Annotated in this window: 14 protein-coding genes; 3 read left to right on the top strand and 11 right to left on the bottom strand. The window is 61.3% G+C overall.

The window, feature by feature from the left end:
- Positions 1–39 precede the first annotated feature (39 nt).
- Both hemH and hemE read right to left on the bottom strand, forming a co-directional pair.
- On the bottom strand, positions 40–990 hold the full coding sequence (gene hemH / locus QZ269_RS02030) for a ferrochelatase (RefSeq protein ID WP_291423761.1): 951 nt from the start codon (positions 988–990) through the stop codon (positions 40–42).
- Between the two features lie 29 nt (positions 991–1,019).
- On the bottom strand, positions 1,020–2,198 hold the full coding sequence (hemE, locus tag QZ269_RS02025; protein WP_291423759.1) for a uroporphyrinogen decarboxylase: 1,179 nt from the start codon (positions 2,196–2,198) through the stop codon (positions 1,020–1,022).
- A gap of 100 nt (positions 2,199–2,298) precedes the next feature.
- On the opposite strand from hemE, the gene QZ269_RS02020 reads away from it, so the two are divergent.
- Both QZ269_RS02020 and QZ269_RS02015 read left to right on the top strand, forming a co-directional pair.
- Positions 2,299–2,946, top strand: a complete 648-nt coding sequence (locus QZ269_RS02020) for a hypothetical protein (RefSeq protein ID WP_291423757.1) — start codon at positions 2,299–2,301, stop codon at positions 2,944–2,946.
- A 327-nt stretch (positions 2,947–3,273) separates the two neighbouring features.
- Positions 3,274–5,103 (top strand): arginine--tRNA ligase, encoded by a 1,830-nt coding sequence (locus QZ269_RS02015; RefSeq protein ID WP_291423755.1) that lies wholly within the window; start codon positions 3,274–3,276, stop codon positions 5,101–5,103.
- Positions 5,104–5,747: 644 nt separating this feature from the next.
- On the opposite strand, the gene QZ269_RS02010 is transcribed toward QZ269_RS02015, so the two are convergent.
- The 4 genes from QZ269_RS02010 to ligA form a co-directional block, all read right to left on the bottom strand.
- A complete protein-coding gene (locus QZ269_RS02010) occupies positions 5,748–6,623 on the bottom strand; it encodes a bifunctional 5,10-methylenetetrahydrofolate dehydrogenase/5,10-methenyltetrahydrofolate cyclohydrolase (protein WP_291423753.1) in 876 nt (291 codons plus the stop codon).
- Positions 6,620–7,111, bottom strand: coding sequence for a transcription antitermination factor NusB (gene nusB, locus QZ269_RS02005; RefSeq protein ID WP_291423751.1), 492 nt, complete (start codon positions 7,109–7,111; stop codon positions 6,620–6,622). The genes QZ269_RS02010 and nusB overlap by 4 nt, the downstream gene beginning before the upstream one ends.
- Positions 7,108–7,482 carry an Asp23/Gls24 family envelope stress response protein gene (locus tag QZ269_RS02000; protein ID WP_291423749.1) on the bottom strand — a complete coding sequence of 125 codons (375 nt, stop codon included), beginning with the start codon at positions 7,480–7,482 and terminating at the stop codon, positions 7,108–7,110. The genes nusB and QZ269_RS02000 overlap by 4 nt, the downstream gene beginning before the upstream one ends.
- A gap of 154 nt (positions 7,483–7,636) precedes the next feature.
- Positions 7,637–9,673 carry an NAD-dependent DNA ligase LigA gene (gene ligA, locus QZ269_RS01995; RefSeq protein ID WP_291423747.1) on the bottom strand — a complete coding sequence of 679 codons (2,037 nt, stop codon included), beginning with the start codon at positions 9,671–9,673 and terminating at the stop codon, positions 7,637–7,639.
- 317 nt (positions 9,674–9,990) lie between these two features.
- On the opposite strand from ligA, the gene QZ269_RS01990 reads away from it, so the two are divergent.
- Entirely contained in the window at positions 9,991–11,088 is a 1,098-nt protein-coding gene (locus QZ269_RS01990) for a BMP family ABC transporter substrate-binding protein (RefSeq protein ID WP_291423744.1), read from the top strand.
- Between the two features lie 69 nt (positions 11,089–11,157).
- On the opposite strand, the gene QZ269_RS01985 is transcribed toward QZ269_RS01990, so the two are convergent.
- The 5 genes from QZ269_RS01985 to rpsB all read right to left on the bottom strand — a co-directional run bounded on the left by QZ269_RS01985 (position 11,158) and on the right by rpsB (position 15,351).
- Positions 11,158–11,988, bottom strand: coding sequence for a phosphatidate cytidylyltransferase (locus QZ269_RS01985; protein WP_291423742.1), 831 nt, complete (start codon positions 11,986–11,988; stop codon positions 11,158–11,160).
- Positions 11,989–12,082: 94 nt separating this feature from the next.
- Positions 12,083–12,634 (bottom strand): ribosome recycling factor, encoded by a 552-nt coding sequence (gene frr, locus QZ269_RS01980; protein ID WP_291423741.1) that lies wholly within the window; start codon positions 12,632–12,634, stop codon positions 12,083–12,085.
- 129 nt (positions 12,635–12,763) lie between these two features.
- On the bottom strand, positions 12,764–13,471 hold the full coding sequence (gene pyrH / locus QZ269_RS01975) for a UMP kinase (RefSeq protein ID WP_291423739.1): 708 nt from the start codon (positions 13,469–13,471) through the stop codon (positions 12,764–12,766).
- 189 nt (positions 13,472–13,660) lie between these two features.
- The gene (gene tsf, locus QZ269_RS01970) at positions 13,661–14,455 is read right to left on the bottom strand and encodes a translation elongation factor Ts (RefSeq protein ID WP_291423737.1); all 795 of its coding nucleotides are present in this window, start codon (positions 14,453–14,455) and stop codon (positions 13,661–13,663) included.
- Positions 14,456–14,562: 107 nt separating this feature from the next.
- The gene (gene rpsB / locus QZ269_RS01965) at positions 14,563–15,351 is read right to left on the bottom strand and encodes a 30S ribosomal protein S2 (protein ID WP_291423735.1); all 789 of its coding nucleotides are present in this window, start codon (positions 15,349–15,351) and stop codon (positions 14,563–14,565) included.
- Between the last annotated feature and the right edge of the window lie 151 nt (positions 15,352–15,502).

Here is a 15,502-nt window from a genome sequence, read left to right as displayed (position 1 = left end):
TCAACACAACAGACGGCAGTCCGTATCAGGGGTGGGTGTTTACAACGCCGCCGCCTGGCGCTCAATGACACTGGCCAGTGTCCCGATAAACAGCGGGTCGGTGTTCAGCGCGGGCGGGCGCACCAGCCGCATCCCCAGTTCCTGCGCGACTTCCTGCGCGGCGATATCGATGTCGAACAGGATTTCCACGTGGTCAGATACGAAGCCCACCGGCACACTGACTACCTTTTTTATCCCCTGTTCGGCCAGGGCGCGGAGGTGTTCGTCCAGCTGCGGCCCCAGCCACGGCTCTGGGCTGCGGCCCGCCGACTGGAAGCTCCATGACCACTGGTCGTCGCGCAGGCCCGCCTGGGCCGCTACCAGCCTGGCCGATTCCATCAGTTGGTCGGCGTAGGGGTCGCCCTCCTTAATAATCCGCACCGGCAGGCTGTGGGCACTTAGAACCACATGCACGTCGTCGCGCTCGCCTTCGGGCCACTCGGCGACGCCTCCCCGCACGCGGTTGGCCAGCGCCGTAATGTAGCCGGGTTCAGTGTGGTAGTCGTTGATAAAGGCAAAATCAATGTGTCCGTGGTTCATCTTTAGCGCAGCCTTGATTTTCTTCTGGTACTTTTCCACGCTCATGGACGAGTAGTGCGGGGCCAGCACAATAGCGATGGCCTGCTCGATGCCGTCGTCCAGCATGTCGCGCACGGCGTCCTCAATCCAGGGCGACCAATGGCGCATCCCGATATACGCCTTTAGCTGGCGGCCTGTGCTTTGCAACACCTGCATGGTGGCGTCCACCTGGGCGCGGGTAAATTCGGGCAGTGGCGACTTGCCCCCAATCAGGCGGTAATTGTTAGAAATCTCGTCTAGCACGGCGTGACCGGTAACGCGCCCGGCGCGGATGTCGGCGAGGTAGCCGGGCATCTCGTCCAAGTTTTCGGGGCCGCCGTAGGCCATGAAGAGGATGCCGAGGGGTTTGTGTTCATTGTTTGGGGTGGTCATGGCGCTCCTGTAAGTCGGTAGGGTGGAGTTTATTTGCGGGTCTGTTCGTGAACGTACTGGGTCAGCCGCAAAATCATGTCGGGGTTCGTCTCGGGCAAAATCCCATGCCCCACATTGAAAATATGCCCCGGACGCCCGGCGGCCTCGCCCAGAATGCGGTCAGTCTGGTGCTTTAGCTCCCGCCAGGGCGCTTGCAGCAGCAGTGGGTCAAGGTTGCCCTGGATGCTTTGGCCCTTCTGGCATAGGCTCCAGGCTTTGTCCAGCGGCGTGCGCCAGTCTGCGCCCATCACGTCGGACTCCAGTTCCGCCATATCGGGCATCAGGTGGGTGGCCCCAGTGCCGAAATAAATCACGGGTACGCCCAGTTTTTTGACCCGCTCAATCAGGCGGCCCGTGGCGGGTTTTACAAAGGTCTGGTAGTCGTAAACGCTCAGTGCTCCGACCCAGGAGTCAAAAATCTGCACGGCGCTGGCCCCGGCCTTGACCTGCTCGGCGAGGTAGTCGGCCAGCAGCGCCTCAAACTTACCCATCAGGCGTTCCCAGGCGGCGGGTTCGGCGTACATCATTCGCTTGGTTTTCTCGTAGTTGCGCGAGCCTTTGCCCTCAATCGCGTAGCTGGCGAGGGTAAAGGGCGCACCCACGAAACCAATGAGCGGAATGCCGCGCGAGTTCAGCTCCGGCACCAGCAGGCGAATGCTTTCGGCGGTGAACGGCATGCTCTCGGCGGCGGCGGGAACGGCCAGCATGTCCACGTCTCTGGTGCTGGAAACCGGGTTGTGAATCACCGGGCCGACACCGCCCACAAAGTCCAGACTCAGGCCCATGGTGGGCAGCGGCGTCAGGATGTCGTTGAACAAAATTGCGGCGTCCAGCGGAAACGCCTTGATGGGTTGCAGCGTGATTTCGGCAGCCAGGTCAGGCGTGCGGATGCAGTCCAGCATGGACTTTCCGGACCGCAGCGCCCGGTATTCGGGCATGTAGCGCCCCGCCTGACGCATGAACCAGACTGGGGTGTAATCGGCCTTTTCGCCGCGTGTGGCCCGCATAAACGCCGAGTCGTAGACCTTCGGGTCGGCTCCGGGCTTAGTCACGCTGGGGCGGCCCGGCACACGGCCAATAGAAGGGTCTTGCGCGGAGGGATGGGTGCTGTCCGGCTTGACCGCAGTGGGCTGGGTTTCCGGGGCCTGTTCGGATTGGGGACGAGTCATCGGGGTAAGTTTAGCGCCGGGCTGGGGCGGGAAAAGTCCCGTACCGAACGGTCGGGTAGGGAAAAGAGGAAGCGTCACATTGGTCTGTCAGAGTGAGGCCGTGCGCCGCCTCCTCTTTGCTCTCTTTGCTCTGGCCCTGACTCTGGGCAGTTGTGCGCTGGCCGACGACGTTATCAGGAATAATCCACGCGCCTGCCAGAGCTTCAGGCCGTATTGCCAGGCGTTGCAGTCCAGCGGCGTCAAAGTGCTGGGTACCGGCCTCTATATCGGCAACAAATTCTTTGTCGATCTCCCCGACCAGCAGGCCGCAGATGCCTTTCTGGACGCTTTGCGGCAGCGTGGCCTTGACCCGGCACGGGTGGAATTGATGCTCGCTCGCCCCGCCCAGTTGCCTGAGCCTTCGCGCTGGCCCGACACCACGCAGGTCGTGACCCGTGACACGCCAGCGGGCTACGAGTTCACCCTGACGGTCACCCGCCGGGGCCTGAAGGCCGTGACCTATCAACCCCAGTCGTGTGAGGCCGCCTACATAGAGCGGGTGCCAGACGGTAAGCAGGTCTGGCAGGACGGCACAGGCTTCGGCGCCGGGGTCGATAGATTGCCCGTGACACTGGTACCGGGCCAGTCGGTCAGCCGTAGCGTGCGCTGGGACGGTCAAAACAGTCTGAACGAGCGGCAGCCCGGCCTGTACCGCGTTCGGATAGGTCTGGGGCCGTTCGTGGGCGAGACCGTTTTTACGGTGAAGTGAATTCCTACTACCGGTTGAATCTGAGAAAACCAGACTTAGAGCATTTTGCAAAAAGATGGTGCTCTTTTGACCATCTTTTTGCCGAGTGGAACAAGTGAAAAAGAAAGAGAATGCGGCCTGCCCGCTGTCTTGAGCAAAACGGCTTCTTGGTCAGAGCGGCAGAAACGGGCTTTTCCAGTGACAGATCAGCAGCAATGTAAGCTGGGTTCAAACTTGAACCGACTTTGCGGCAGCCCTGTCGTCACAGTCCTCTTTTTTCACAAGCCACAGGCCACGTGCCACAAGCCCCCTTAGACCTTCAGACCCTCAGACCCTTAGACTCACCCAATGGATTTGAAGGCTCAACTTAAACAAGCCGTGGAAACCGCTGCCCAGCAACTTGGGATGCCGGTTGACGCCGCGATTCAGGAAACCCCCAGCAGCAAGCCTGGCGACTACGGCACGCCCGCCGCATTCCAGATGGCAAAGGCCGCTGGGCGCAACCCCGCCGAGGTCGCCGCGCAACTGGCCGCCGCCGTCGTGCTGCCCGCCGGAATCAAAAAGGTCGAAGCCGTCGGCCCGTTCATCAACTTCTTTCTGGATATCGGCGATTTCGTGCGCGGCGTGGTGGAAAAGCCCTTCCAGATGCCCGCCCTGAGCGGCAAAGTGGTTATCGAGCACACCTCGGTCAACCCCAACAAGGAGTTGCACGTGGGCCACCTGCGAAACGTGGTGCTGGGCGACAGCATGGCGCGGATTTTCCGGGCGGCGGGTCACACAGTAGAGGTTCAGAACTACATTGACGATACTGGGCGACAGGCCGCCGAGTCGCTGTTTGCTATTGAGCATTACCACCGCGTCTGGGACGGCGAAACCAAATACGACCAGTGGCTGGGTGAGGGCTACGTGCAACTGAACGCCGACCCGCAAAAGCCTGAGCTGGAAGCCGGAATCATGGACATCATGCATAAGCTGGAAGCCGGGGTGCTGCGCCCGCTGGTCGAGCAGACGGTCAAGGCGCAGCTGGCCACCTGCTTTCGCCTGGGGGCACGGTACGACCTGCTGAACTGGGAATCCGACGTGGTGGGCAGCGGTTTTCTGGCTCAGGCTATGAATATTCTGGAGGGCAGCCGGTACACCTCGCGCCCCAGTGAGGGCAAGTATGCCGGGGCCTTCATCATGGACGTGAGCGAATTTATGCCTGGCCTGGAGGAACCGAACGTGGTGCTGGTGCGCTCCGGGGGCACCGCCATGTACGCCGCCAAGGACATTGGCTACCAGTTCTGGAAATTCGGGCTGTTCGAGGGGATGAAGTTTAAGCCGTTCATGCCCGACCCGGAAGGCCGCGAAATCTGGACAAGCGCCCCCGACGGACAGCCCGACGACCAAAAACGCTTCGGCCACGCGCAGGAGGTCATCAACGTGATCGACTCGCGGCAAGATCACCCGCAGACAGTGGTGCGTTCGGCGCTGGGTGTGGCGGGTGAGACGGGCAAAAAGGAGCGCAGCATTCACCTGTCGTATGCCTTCGTCACGCTCGAAGGCCAGACCATCAGCGGACGTAGGGGCGTTGTGGTCAGCGCCGACGACGCGATGGACGAGGCCGAGAAACGCGCTCTGGCGGTGCTAAGCGACATCAATCCCGAACTGGCGAAGCGTGAGGACGCCGCCGAAATTGCCCGCCGCATCGGCATCGGGGCCATCCGCTTTGCGATGCTCAAGGCCGAGCCGACCCGCAAGATTGACTTTCGCTGGGAGCAGGCGCTGGCGCTGAACGGCGACACCGCGCCGTATGTGCAGTACGCCGCCGTGCGTGCCACCAATATCCTGCGCCGCGCCGAGGAAGCCGGACTCAAAACCGACGGCACGGGGGCCGACTGGGAGAGCATTCCCAAGATTGACTTGGTGCTCGCCAAGCAGGTCGCCAAGCTACCTGAAGTCGTGGCTCAGAGCGTGCGCGTGCACTCGCCGCATGTGGTGGCGCAGTACGCCCTTGACCTGGCGACCAGTTTCAACGCCTGGTACAACGCCAAAGATAAGCAGGGCAAGCCTGCCACCAACGTCTTGCAATCCGAAGTTGGTCTGCGCGAGGCTCGGTTGGCGCTGATGGTACGCCTGCGGCAGGCCTTCGAGGAAACGGCGGCGCTGATTGGCATCGAGATTCCAGCAGCGATGTAATCCGAATTCCACTCAATTCCGCCCGCAGTCGGGAGCGGTCAGGCCCCATCATGGGTGTCGTTCTGACCAAGACAGCGGTCAGGCCCCTTCAAGGGTGCCGTTCTGACCAAGAAGCCGCTTTTGCCCAAGAGGCGGGCAGGCTTGCTCAAGCGAGTCCGTTTTGCCCAAGAAGGCGCCGCCTGTGCCGCCACAGCGCCAAACCCATATTTTCCTACTCGTCTCCGCCCGGATTGAATCCAACACCGCCCGGTTCAATCGGCAATCCAACATAAGGAGCTGCTGGTGGAAGTGGGGCCAGGGCAACCGCAAAGTCGGAGACTGCATAACATTTGATAAGTAGCCAGTAAGCAGGCTGGCTATTTTTACTGTATCCATCGGCCAAATACTCTCGGCATGGCGAAGCGTGATTTTCAAACGAAAAGTTTCACTTTACATTTGAGGGACTTTGCGGTTGCCCTGGAAGTGGGGCGGCTTCGGGTGCTTTCCCCGGATACGCGCCACTATAACCGGGAGTTACTTTTTGGCGTCTACCCGGCAGATTCTTAGCTTTTTATCAGCAAAAAGCCTTCCCGACTCTTTACAGACGCGCTGCCAGAGTCGCCGCAGTAGGAAAAGTCTTTTCGACTCGGCAGGTTAGCAATACTTTACAGTTGCCCAGCCGCCTGCACTTCAGCGGCCCTCACCGTGTTGGCCAGCAGTTGGGCAATGGTCAGCGGCCCGACGCCGCCCGGCACCGGTGAGAGCGCCGAGGCGACCTGCGCCACGTCTGGATGAACGTCGCCGACCAGCCTGGTCTTCTGGCCTTCGCGCTCCAGGCGGTTGATGCCAACGTCAATGACCACCGCGCCCGGCTTGACCATCTCCGGTGTGATCAGGTGCGCCCGGCCCACGGCTACGAACAGAAAATCGGCCTCACGGGTCACGGCGGCGAGGTCAGCCGTTCGGCTATGGGCCAGCGTGACCGTCGCGTCGGCATTTAGCAGCAGACCGGCCAGTGGTCGCCCGACCAGTTGGCTGCGCCCTGCGATCACAGCGCGTTTTCCGGCCACTTCCAGCCCGTAGAAGTCCAGCAGCGCCATGATGCCCTGTGGCGTGCAGGGCGCCAGTCCAGGCTGTCCCGCCCCCTGTGGCCCCGACCACAGTCGCCCGACATTGACCGGATGAAAACCGTCTACATCCTTGCTGGGATGCACGGCGTCCAACACCGCTTTCTCGTCGATGTGGCCCGGCAGGGGCAGTTGTACCAGAATCCCGTTCACTTCCGGGTCGGCGTTCAGCGCGGTCAGCAGGGCCAGCAACTCGGCCTGGGTGGTCTGTTCGGGCAGCACATGCACGTGGCTTTGCAGCCCGGTTTCCCTGGCCTTCTTTTGCTTGCCCGCCACGTAACTGACGCTGGCGGGGTCGTCCCCGACGCGCACCAGCACCAGCTGTGGCACACGCGCCAGTCGGCTGGCCCGCGCCCTGGCGTCTTCCAGCAGCGCGGCGGCGGCGGGCGGCCCGGCCAACAGGGTTGCGCTCAACCTTCTGTCCTGGGACTGTCGGTGCGGCGGACATTCATACTGCGCGAGAGGCCCGCCAGCACGCCGTTGACGAACTTGCCCGACTCGTCGCCGCCAAATTTACGGGCGATCCGCACCGCGCTCTCGATGACCGGGGGGTGCGGCTCGGGGGTGTGCAGCATCTCGTAGGTTGCCAGCCGCAGCACGTTCAGGTCGGTCTGCGCCATCTGGTCAAAGCTCCAGCCGCGAATGGTGCGGTGCAGCGTATCGTCTATTTCGCTGCGGTGCTCGGCAATGCCGCGCATAAGCTGCTGGGCGAATTCCAGCGCCTCGGCACTCAGGGGGGCAAAGGTGTCGTCGCCCTCCCGCATCGCGCCCTCAGTGCGGGTAAAAACGGTGCCCAGCGGCAGGTCGCCCCGCTCGGCCTCGAACAGCACCCGGAACACGAATTCGCGGGCGGCGCGGCGCGTGCCTACCGGCTGGGCGGCCTTTTCACGGCGGCGGGTCAAGATGCCTGGCCTTTGGGCAGATTGACGCCCTGAACCGTCACATTGACGTTACGGACCTTCAGGCCCGTCATCAGTTCTATGTTTTCGCAGATTTCGCGCTGGGCCTGCTGCGACACCTTAATCAGGTTACGCCCGTATTCGATGTTCAGGGCGACCTCTACCGTCACCTCGCGCCCTTCTTGGGTTACTTTCAGGGCGCGGAGCTTGCGGGCCGCCTGCTGGTTACGCAGCACTTCACCCATTTTGATCGGTGCGGTGGCAATTTCGCTACCTTCGATGCCCTCGATGGTGGTCGAAGCGATGTCCAGCAAGACGTTTTTATTGATCTCCACGTTGCCGGACGGGTCGGGACTGGTCTGGGGTGTTGCCATGTGATACCTCCGGGCGCGGGAGAAGCTCCGCTGCGCCGATGCCCCTAGTTTAAGGGCTGGCAGCGCGTAGCGTGTGGTTTGTGGCTTGTGGCGTGTGAAAAAAGAGGCGGCCACAGCTCGTTTTCGGCCAACTCCTGTGCAAATCAGGTTCTGTTTAACTCAGTCCCTTCTCGACCAACAGGGCGGCCAGCCCAGCTTCGTCCAGCACCGCCACGCCCAGTTCCTCGGCCCTCGCCAGTTTGCTGCCCGCTTCCTCACCCGCGATCAGGTAGCTGGTCTTTTTGGTCACGCTGCCGGTCACGCGGCCTCCGGCGGCTTCCAGCTGGTTTTTCAGGTCGTCGCGGGGGCGCGAAAGGGTGCCGGTGATTACAAAGTTCAGGCCCGCGAGTTCGCCGGTGCGGGTGACTTCTTCGGCCTGGGGCGCAAATCCGGCTTCTTGCAAACGCTGCAGCAGGCCGCGCATGTTGGGGTCGGCCAGCGTCGCGCTCACGCTCTGGGCAATCACGCCGCCCAGACCGGGCACGGCCTCGATCTGCTCGGGCGTAGCGGCCAGCAGCGCGTCCAGCGTGCCGAAAGCGCGGGCCAGCGCCTGGGCGTTACGCTGCCCGACGTGGTTCATGCCCAGCGCGTTGATGAGGCGCCACAGCGGTTTGGTCTTGCTGTCTTCCAGCTGCGCCAGGATGTTCTGCGCCTTTTTGTCGCCGCCGCGTTCCAGCCCGGCCAGTTGCTCGGCGTTCAGGGTGTAGAGGTCGGCGGCGTCTTTGACCAGGCCGCTTTCCAGCACTTGCAGGGTCAGTTTTTCCCCGATGCCGCGCACGTCCATCGCCCCGCGTGACACGAAATACCGCAGGCGCTCGAAGCTCTGCGAGGGGCAGGCCGGATTGGGGCAATAGGTATTGGCGTCGCCCTCCGCCCGCACGACCTCGTGACCGCAGTCGGGGCAGTGGGCCGGGAACTCGTAAGGCGGGGCGTTGGCGGGGCGCTTTTCCAGCACCACGCCCATGATCTGCGGAATTACGCCGCCCGACTTGCGTACTCGCACCGTGTCGCCAATTCGCAAATCCATGTCGCGGATGTAGTCCTCGTTGTGCAGCGTGGCCTTGCTAACGGTGCTACCCTCGATCAGCCGGGGCGACAGGTGGGCCAGCGGCGCAAGTTTTCCGGTGCGCCCGACGTTCACCGTGATGCTTTCAAGCACCGTCTCGACTTCCTCGACCGGAAATTTATAGGCGATGGCCCAGCGCGGGGCGCGGCTGGTCAAGCCCGCCTCCTCCTGAAGCCGCAGGGAATCGAGTTTCAGCACCGTCCCGTCGGCGTCGAACTCGAAGTCGGCGCGGGCCGCGACCATGCGGGCGTGGTAGTCAACGGCGCCCTCAAGGCCGCGCAGCTGTTCAGAGTAGCGGCTGGTCGGAAAACCGCGCTCACGCAGCCAGCCCAGCACCTCCCACTGCGACTGTGCGGGTACGCCGTCGCGCTTGCCCAGGGCGTACAAAATGACCTTGAGATGGCGGGTGCGGGTCACTTCCGGGTCTTTCTGGCGCAGGGCCCCGGCGGCTCCGTTGCGGGGGTTTTTCAGCAGCGGCGTGCCCAGTTCCTCGGCCTGCGCGTTGAAGGCGGCAAAGTCGGCCCGTGACAGGTACACCTCGCCGCGCACTTCCAGCTCCCCCTGCAACCCTTCTAGCTGCTGCGGAATTTCGGGAATGGTCAGCACCTGCGCCGTCACGATTTCGCCCACGCGCCCGTTGCCGCGTGTGGCGGCCCATTGCAGTTGACCGTCCAGGTAGTACAGATTGACGCTCAGGCCGTCGATTTTCAGCTCACCTGTGAACGTGAAATCGTCGTAATCGGGGGGCAGGTTCAGCGAGCGGGCTAGTTTCTCGCGCCAGTCGCGCAGTTCCGCGTCGTCGAAGACGTTGTCCAGACTGGTCATCGGCGTGGGGTGAGGCACCGGCAAAAAGGCGCTGCTGGGTGCGCCGCCGACCGTCTGGACGGGGCTGACCTCATCCGGCAGGTCGGTGGCCCATTCGGGGTGCGCCGTTTCCAGCTGCCGCAGCTCGCGGGCCAGGGCGTCGTACTGGTCGTCGGGAATGTTGGGCGCGTCTTGCTCGTAGTAGGCGCGGTTATGGCGGGTGACCTCGCCGCGCAGTTCGAGGTAACGGGCGTGCAGATCGTCGGAACCGGTCTGACTCATGCCTTTAGCGTAGCATCAGGGCCGAGTTTGTTCCTCAACGAAATTGGCTGCCCCTTTTTTAGACCTGCGGTCAGCTTCTAATACGGATTCCGCTAAATTCCGCCACAGTCGGGAAGACACCGCCTGCGGCTCCATACCGCGAAACCCGTATGTTGTTCCTACTCGCATCCGCTCGGATTGATTCGGAACTGCACCAAATCAATCGGAATCCGTATAAGGACGCCAGCACACTGTCATTTTGATTGGGTTCAGTGGCTTACATAATTCCGTATACTTGGTGTCAGCTCTACATCAACCCTTTTCCTAGGAGAATAAACATGAAGAACTTTCTGACCGTGGCCCTTGCCCTGACTATTTCTGCCGCTGGTGCCCAGACCGTGCGTGTGGGCATGGCCTACGACGCCGGTGGTAAGGCTGACAAGAGTTTTAACCAGAGCGCCTACGAGGGCACCCAGAAGGCCGTTAAGCAGCTCGGCGTGCAGGCCAAGGACTTCGAGCCCAGCGACCCCAGCCAGATTATTCAGGGCGTGCGCAGCTTTGCCAAGGAAGGCTTTGACCTGACCATCGGCGTGGGCTTTGCCAACAACGCCAGCATCAGCCAGGTTGCCAAAGAAAACCCCGACCTCGCCTTCGGTCTGGTGGACGACGTTTCGCCTGTCAAGAACGTCGCCAGCCTGGTCTTCAATGAAGAGCAGGGCAGCTACCTGGTCGGTTATCTGGCCGCCATGAACAGCAGCACCGGCGTGGTCGGCTTCCTGGGCGGCATGGACGTGCCCCTGATTCACAAGTTCCAGGCCGGGTACGAAGCGGGCGTCAAGGCCGCCAACCCCAAGGCCAAGATCATTTCGCAGTACGTTGGCACGACCCCTGACGCTTGGAACAACCCCGCCAAGGCCAAGGAAATCGCGGCCAGCATGCGCGGGCGCGGCGCGGACATCATCTTCGCGGCGGCAGGTGGCAGCGGCAACGGGCTGATCGACTACGTCAAGCAGACCCAGTGCCTCAAGGCCTCGCAGCTTCCCGCAGGCGTCAAGTTCGCCGGCAACAACTTTGCCAAGGTGCCCAAGAGCGCGGCTTATCAGGCCGCCTGCAAGGGTGAGACCCGCCCACTGATGTTCATCGGTGTGGATAGCAACCAGAACTACCTGGGCGACTTCGATAAGAACCCCGCCACCATGAACCACGGCCTGACCAGCATGACCAAGCGCGTGGACAACGCCGTGTACGCACTGATTCAGGATGTCAAGAACGACAATTTTAAGGGCGGTGAACACCGCTTCGGCCTCAAGGACGGCGGCGTGGCTTACGCCATGGACGAGTACAACAAGGCCCTGATTCCCAGCAGCCAGCTTATGAAGATCGAAGCCATCAAGGCCAAGATCATCAGCGGCGCGATCAAGGTGCCCACCAAGTAAAGATCGGTTGCCAAAAAGGGGGAGAGCCGGGTGTGCGGCTCCCCCCTTTTTTTATTCCGACCTACCGTGTTACTGAATATATAGGCTGATATGTAAAAACAGGTACGTGGCCGGAACCGCGAACAGCAGGCTGTCGATGCGGTCCAGAAAACCGCCGTGACCGGGCAGACTGGTGCCGCTGTCCTTGGTTTTCAGGGCGCGTTTGATGAGGCTTTCGCTCAGGTCGCCCAGCTGACTGGCACTGGCTACCAGAATGCTGTACAAAAAGGCGTCCAGTGGTGACCAGATGTGCGCCAGTTGCGTCATGATCAGCACGGTCAGAAAGCTGAACAGCAGTCCGCCAATCGCGCCCTCGACGGTCTTGCCAGGGCTGACCTCGGGGGCCAGTTTGTTGTGGCCAAAAAAATGCCCGGCAAAAAAGCCCCCGATGTCGGCGGCGAAGGTCGCCAGCAGCGGCAAAGCAAAGTACAGCAACCCGTGTTCGGCGTCGGGGGTATAGCGCAGCAGCAGAAAGTAGCCCAGCAGCCAGGGAATGTAGAGCAGGCCGAACAGACTGTAGACCACCCGTTCCAGTGGACGCTCGCCGGGCTTGATGACTTCCAGCACCAGCAGCGCTCCCACGGCGATAGTCAACACCACTTCGCGCCAGGAACCCCCTACCCAGGGCACCTGCGGCCATATCGGTAAACTGGCTATGATCAGCGCCGCCGCGAAGACACCCAGGCTAATGCGGCGCACGTCGATGTCGTTCTTGTCGAGCATCCGGATGTATTCGAACAGCCCCATGACCGACACGAAGACCAACGCAGGCAGCATGGCCCACCAGCCGATCCAGACGATCAGGCTCAGAACCGCGAAGCCCACGAGACTGGTGAGCACGCGGGTGCTCAGGCTTTCCACATCGTCTCCGGCCGGTCAGTGGTCAGTGGTAAGTGTTCAGTGGAAATTATCCCATTTGCCACGAACCACTTGCTCCTTCCGGCGCGTAGCGCCTTCACCCTAGGATTTCCTGCTCCTTCTTCTGGAAGGTGCTGTCTACCTTGGCAATAAACTCGTCGGTGACCTTCTGCACGTCGGCTTCCCCGCGCTTGATTTCGTCCTCGCCCAGTCCCTCGACTTTCTTGACCTCGTCCAGCGCGTGCTTACGCAGGTTGCGTACGGCAATGCGGGCATCTTCGGCATAGGTCTTAGCGTTCTTCACGAGGTCTTTACGGCGCTCCTCGGTCAGCATGGGCAGCGAAATAAAGATGGTGTCGCCCTTGTTGTTGGGGTTCAGTCCCAGGTCACTATCGCGGATGGCCTTCTCAATAGGGTTCAGTGCGCCCCGGTCCCAGGGAGTGATGACCAGCGTGCGGGCGTCGGGCGTGGTGATGCTGGCGACTTGGTCGATAGGCACCTGGGAGCCGTAGTAGTCCACCACGATCTTTTTGAGGATGCCGGGGTTGGCGCGGCCAGTCCGCAGCACCGAGAGGTTGTTGTCCAGGGATTCGATGGCCTTGCCCATTTTTTCGCGGGTGTCGGCGGTAATTGATTTGAGGTCAGGCATACTGAGAGTCTCCTTGTGGGGAATAGAAAGATTTTAGCCTGTGGCGCGTGGCGTGTGGCTTGTAAAGGGCCTGGGCAGGGGCAAGAGCTTCGGGCGGCGTTTTTTCCACAAGCTAGCAGGGCACAGGCCCTAGCTCTTGATCAGTGTTCCCACCCGCTCACCCTGGAACAACCGCTCCAGATTGCCGTCTTGGAAAATGTCAAAGACCACGATGGGCAGGTTCTTGTCCATGCAGAGGGTCAGGGCGGTGGCGTCCATGACTTCCAGGCGCTGCTCCACGACTTGTAGGTGGGTGATGTCTTTAATCAGTTTGGCGCCGGGGTTTTTGCGTGGGTCGGAGTCGTATACGCCGTCCACCTTGTTTTTCGCCATCAGCACCACCTCGGCCCCGATTTCCAGGGCGCGGAGGGTGCTGGTGGTGTCGGTGGTGAAAAAGGGCGCACCGTTGCCGCCGCCCAAAATAACCACGCGGCCTTTTTCCAGATGCCGAATCGCCCGGCGGCGGATGTACGGCTCAGCCACCGAGGGCATCTGAATGGCGCTCATGACGCGCGTAGGCGTTCCGGCACTTTCCATCGCGTCTTGCAGGGCCATGGCGTTCATTACCGTACCCAACATACCGATGTAGTCGGCAGTGGCGGCGTCCATGCCTTTGCCGTTGCGTGCGCCGCGCCACAGGTTGCCGCCCCCGATAACCACGGCCAGCTCTACTTCAGTGCCTTTTAGGGCATTCACAATTCGTTTAGCAAGCTCGGCAGTGGTCTCAGGGCTGATGCCGAAGCCGTTTTCATTGGCTAAAAATTCGCCGGACAGTTTAAGAAGGACGCGCGTAAACATAGGAACCTCGGTGGGCTGGTGGCCCCTGGCAGGTGGCGTGTAGAAACTGATGCCTCGATTGGCTTTGTAGGCCTACAAGCTACACTCCACAAGCCCGAAAAATCCCGGCGACCCAAGATAGGCCACCGGGAAAAGTCTCAACTTATGGCCCGAAAAAAGGGCGGCGTGTGCCGCCACCCACTTTTGGACTTAGCCGCCGATTTCAAAGCGGATAAATTTCTTGACCTTGGCGTCGCCCAGGTACTTCTGCACGGTCAGGCTGTTGTCTTTCACAAAGCCCTGCTCGCCCAGCACTTTTTCCTGGTAGAACTTGCCAATCTGGCCCTCGACAATCTTCTCGACGATCTGCTGGGGCTTGCCTTCGTTGAGCGCCTTATTGGTCAGGATTTCGCGCTCCTTTTCAATGTCGCTGCTGTCCACTTCGTCGCGGTGCAGGAACTGGGGGCGCTCGGCGGCTACGTGCAGAGCCACGTCTTTGGCCCTGGCGTCGTCGCCGCCTTCGAGGTCCACCAGCACGCCAATTTTGCCGTTGCTGTGCACGTACCCGGCCACCTGGGTGCCTTCGAGGTACTCCACGCGGTTCAGCACGATGTTCTCACCGATTTTACCGGCGGTGGCGGCGATAATTTCGCTTACTGTTTCGTTGCCCACCTTAAAGTTCTTGAAGGTTTCCAGGTCGCTGGTCTTGGCGTCCAGGGCAGCCCGGGCAATCTGGTCGACCACGGCCTGAAAGTCGCTGTTGCGGGCCACAAAGTCGGTTTCGCTGTTCACTTCGACAATCGCGGCGCGGTTGCCGTCGACCACAAAGCGCACTAGACCTTCCTTGGCTTCGCGGTCACCCTTTTTGACGGCGCGGGCAATGCCACGTTCGCGCAGCAGGGCCACCGCTTTTTCTTCGTTACCGTCGGCGTCGGCCAGCGCCTTTTTCACGTCCATCATGCCAGCGCCAGTCATTTCACGGAGTTTCTTGATTGATTCCATCATAGGTACTTCCTCCTGTAGGGGGGTAAATGTCTCGGAAAAATGTCTTGCAAAAGGGGGCGGCCCCAAGTCTGTGCTGGACACGCCCCCCGCCTCACTGCGCCCTTAACTCAGCTGCGGCCCTGGGTGCTGGTGACCTGGGTGGTCTCGTCTTCGACGGGTTCGCTGCCGCCCTCGCCTTCCCCGCCCTGCTCGGGAACGCTGCTGACCTCCTCATGGCCGCCACGGGCCTCGACCAGCAGGTCGCCGATGCGGTGAGTAATCAGCTGGATGCTGCGAATAGCGTCGTCGTTACCGGGCACGATGTAGTCGATCACATCAGGGTCGCTGTCGGTGTCGGCCAGCGCAATAACTGGAATGCCCAGTTTGTTGGCCTCTTGCACGGCAATGACTTCTTTGGTGGGGTCGACCACAAAAATGGCGTCGGGCAGACGATTCATCTTGCGAATGCCGCCCACGAAGCGCAGCAGACGTTCACGCTGCGCGGCCAGTTCGATGCGCTCGGCCTTAGGACGGTCGTTGATGCGGCCCGACTCGAACAGTTCTTCAAGTTCGTTCAGGCGGTCGACGCGGCCCCGGATGGTCTTGAAGTTGGTCAGCATGCCGCCCAGCCAGCGGCTGGTGACGTAAGGCATCCCGGTGCGGCGGGCTTCGAGTTCCACGATTTCCTGGGCTTGCTTCTTGGTGCCCACGAACAGGATGATGCCGCCGCGCTCGGCGAGGTCCTTGATGTAGTCGAAGCTGCGGTCCACCTGCTTGAGAGTCTTTTGCAGGTCAATAATGAAAATACCATTGCGCTCGGCAAAGATGAAGCGCTTGAACTTGGGGTTCCAACGCTTAGTTTCGTGACCGAAGTGAACTCCGGCTTCCAGCAACTGCTTCATGGAGATGTACGACATTTAAGCTCCTGAGCGTTAAGTGGGAAAAAGTTTTGCCTTCCTACGCGCCAACCTAGAGACCGATTGTCTCGGCCCGGTCAGGCCCACATGCGACGCTCGAGCGCACGGGGCAGGGTCACGGGGGCACCCAAACAGAGAGTATAGCAGACCC

Source organism: Deinococcus sp. (assembly GCF_018260405.1).
GTDB lineage: Bacteria > Deinococcota > Deinococci > Deinococcales > Deinococcaceae > Deinococcus.
Note: the sequence above shows the minus strand (reverse complement) of the source record. Positions and strands in the feature narration are given on the sequence as shown.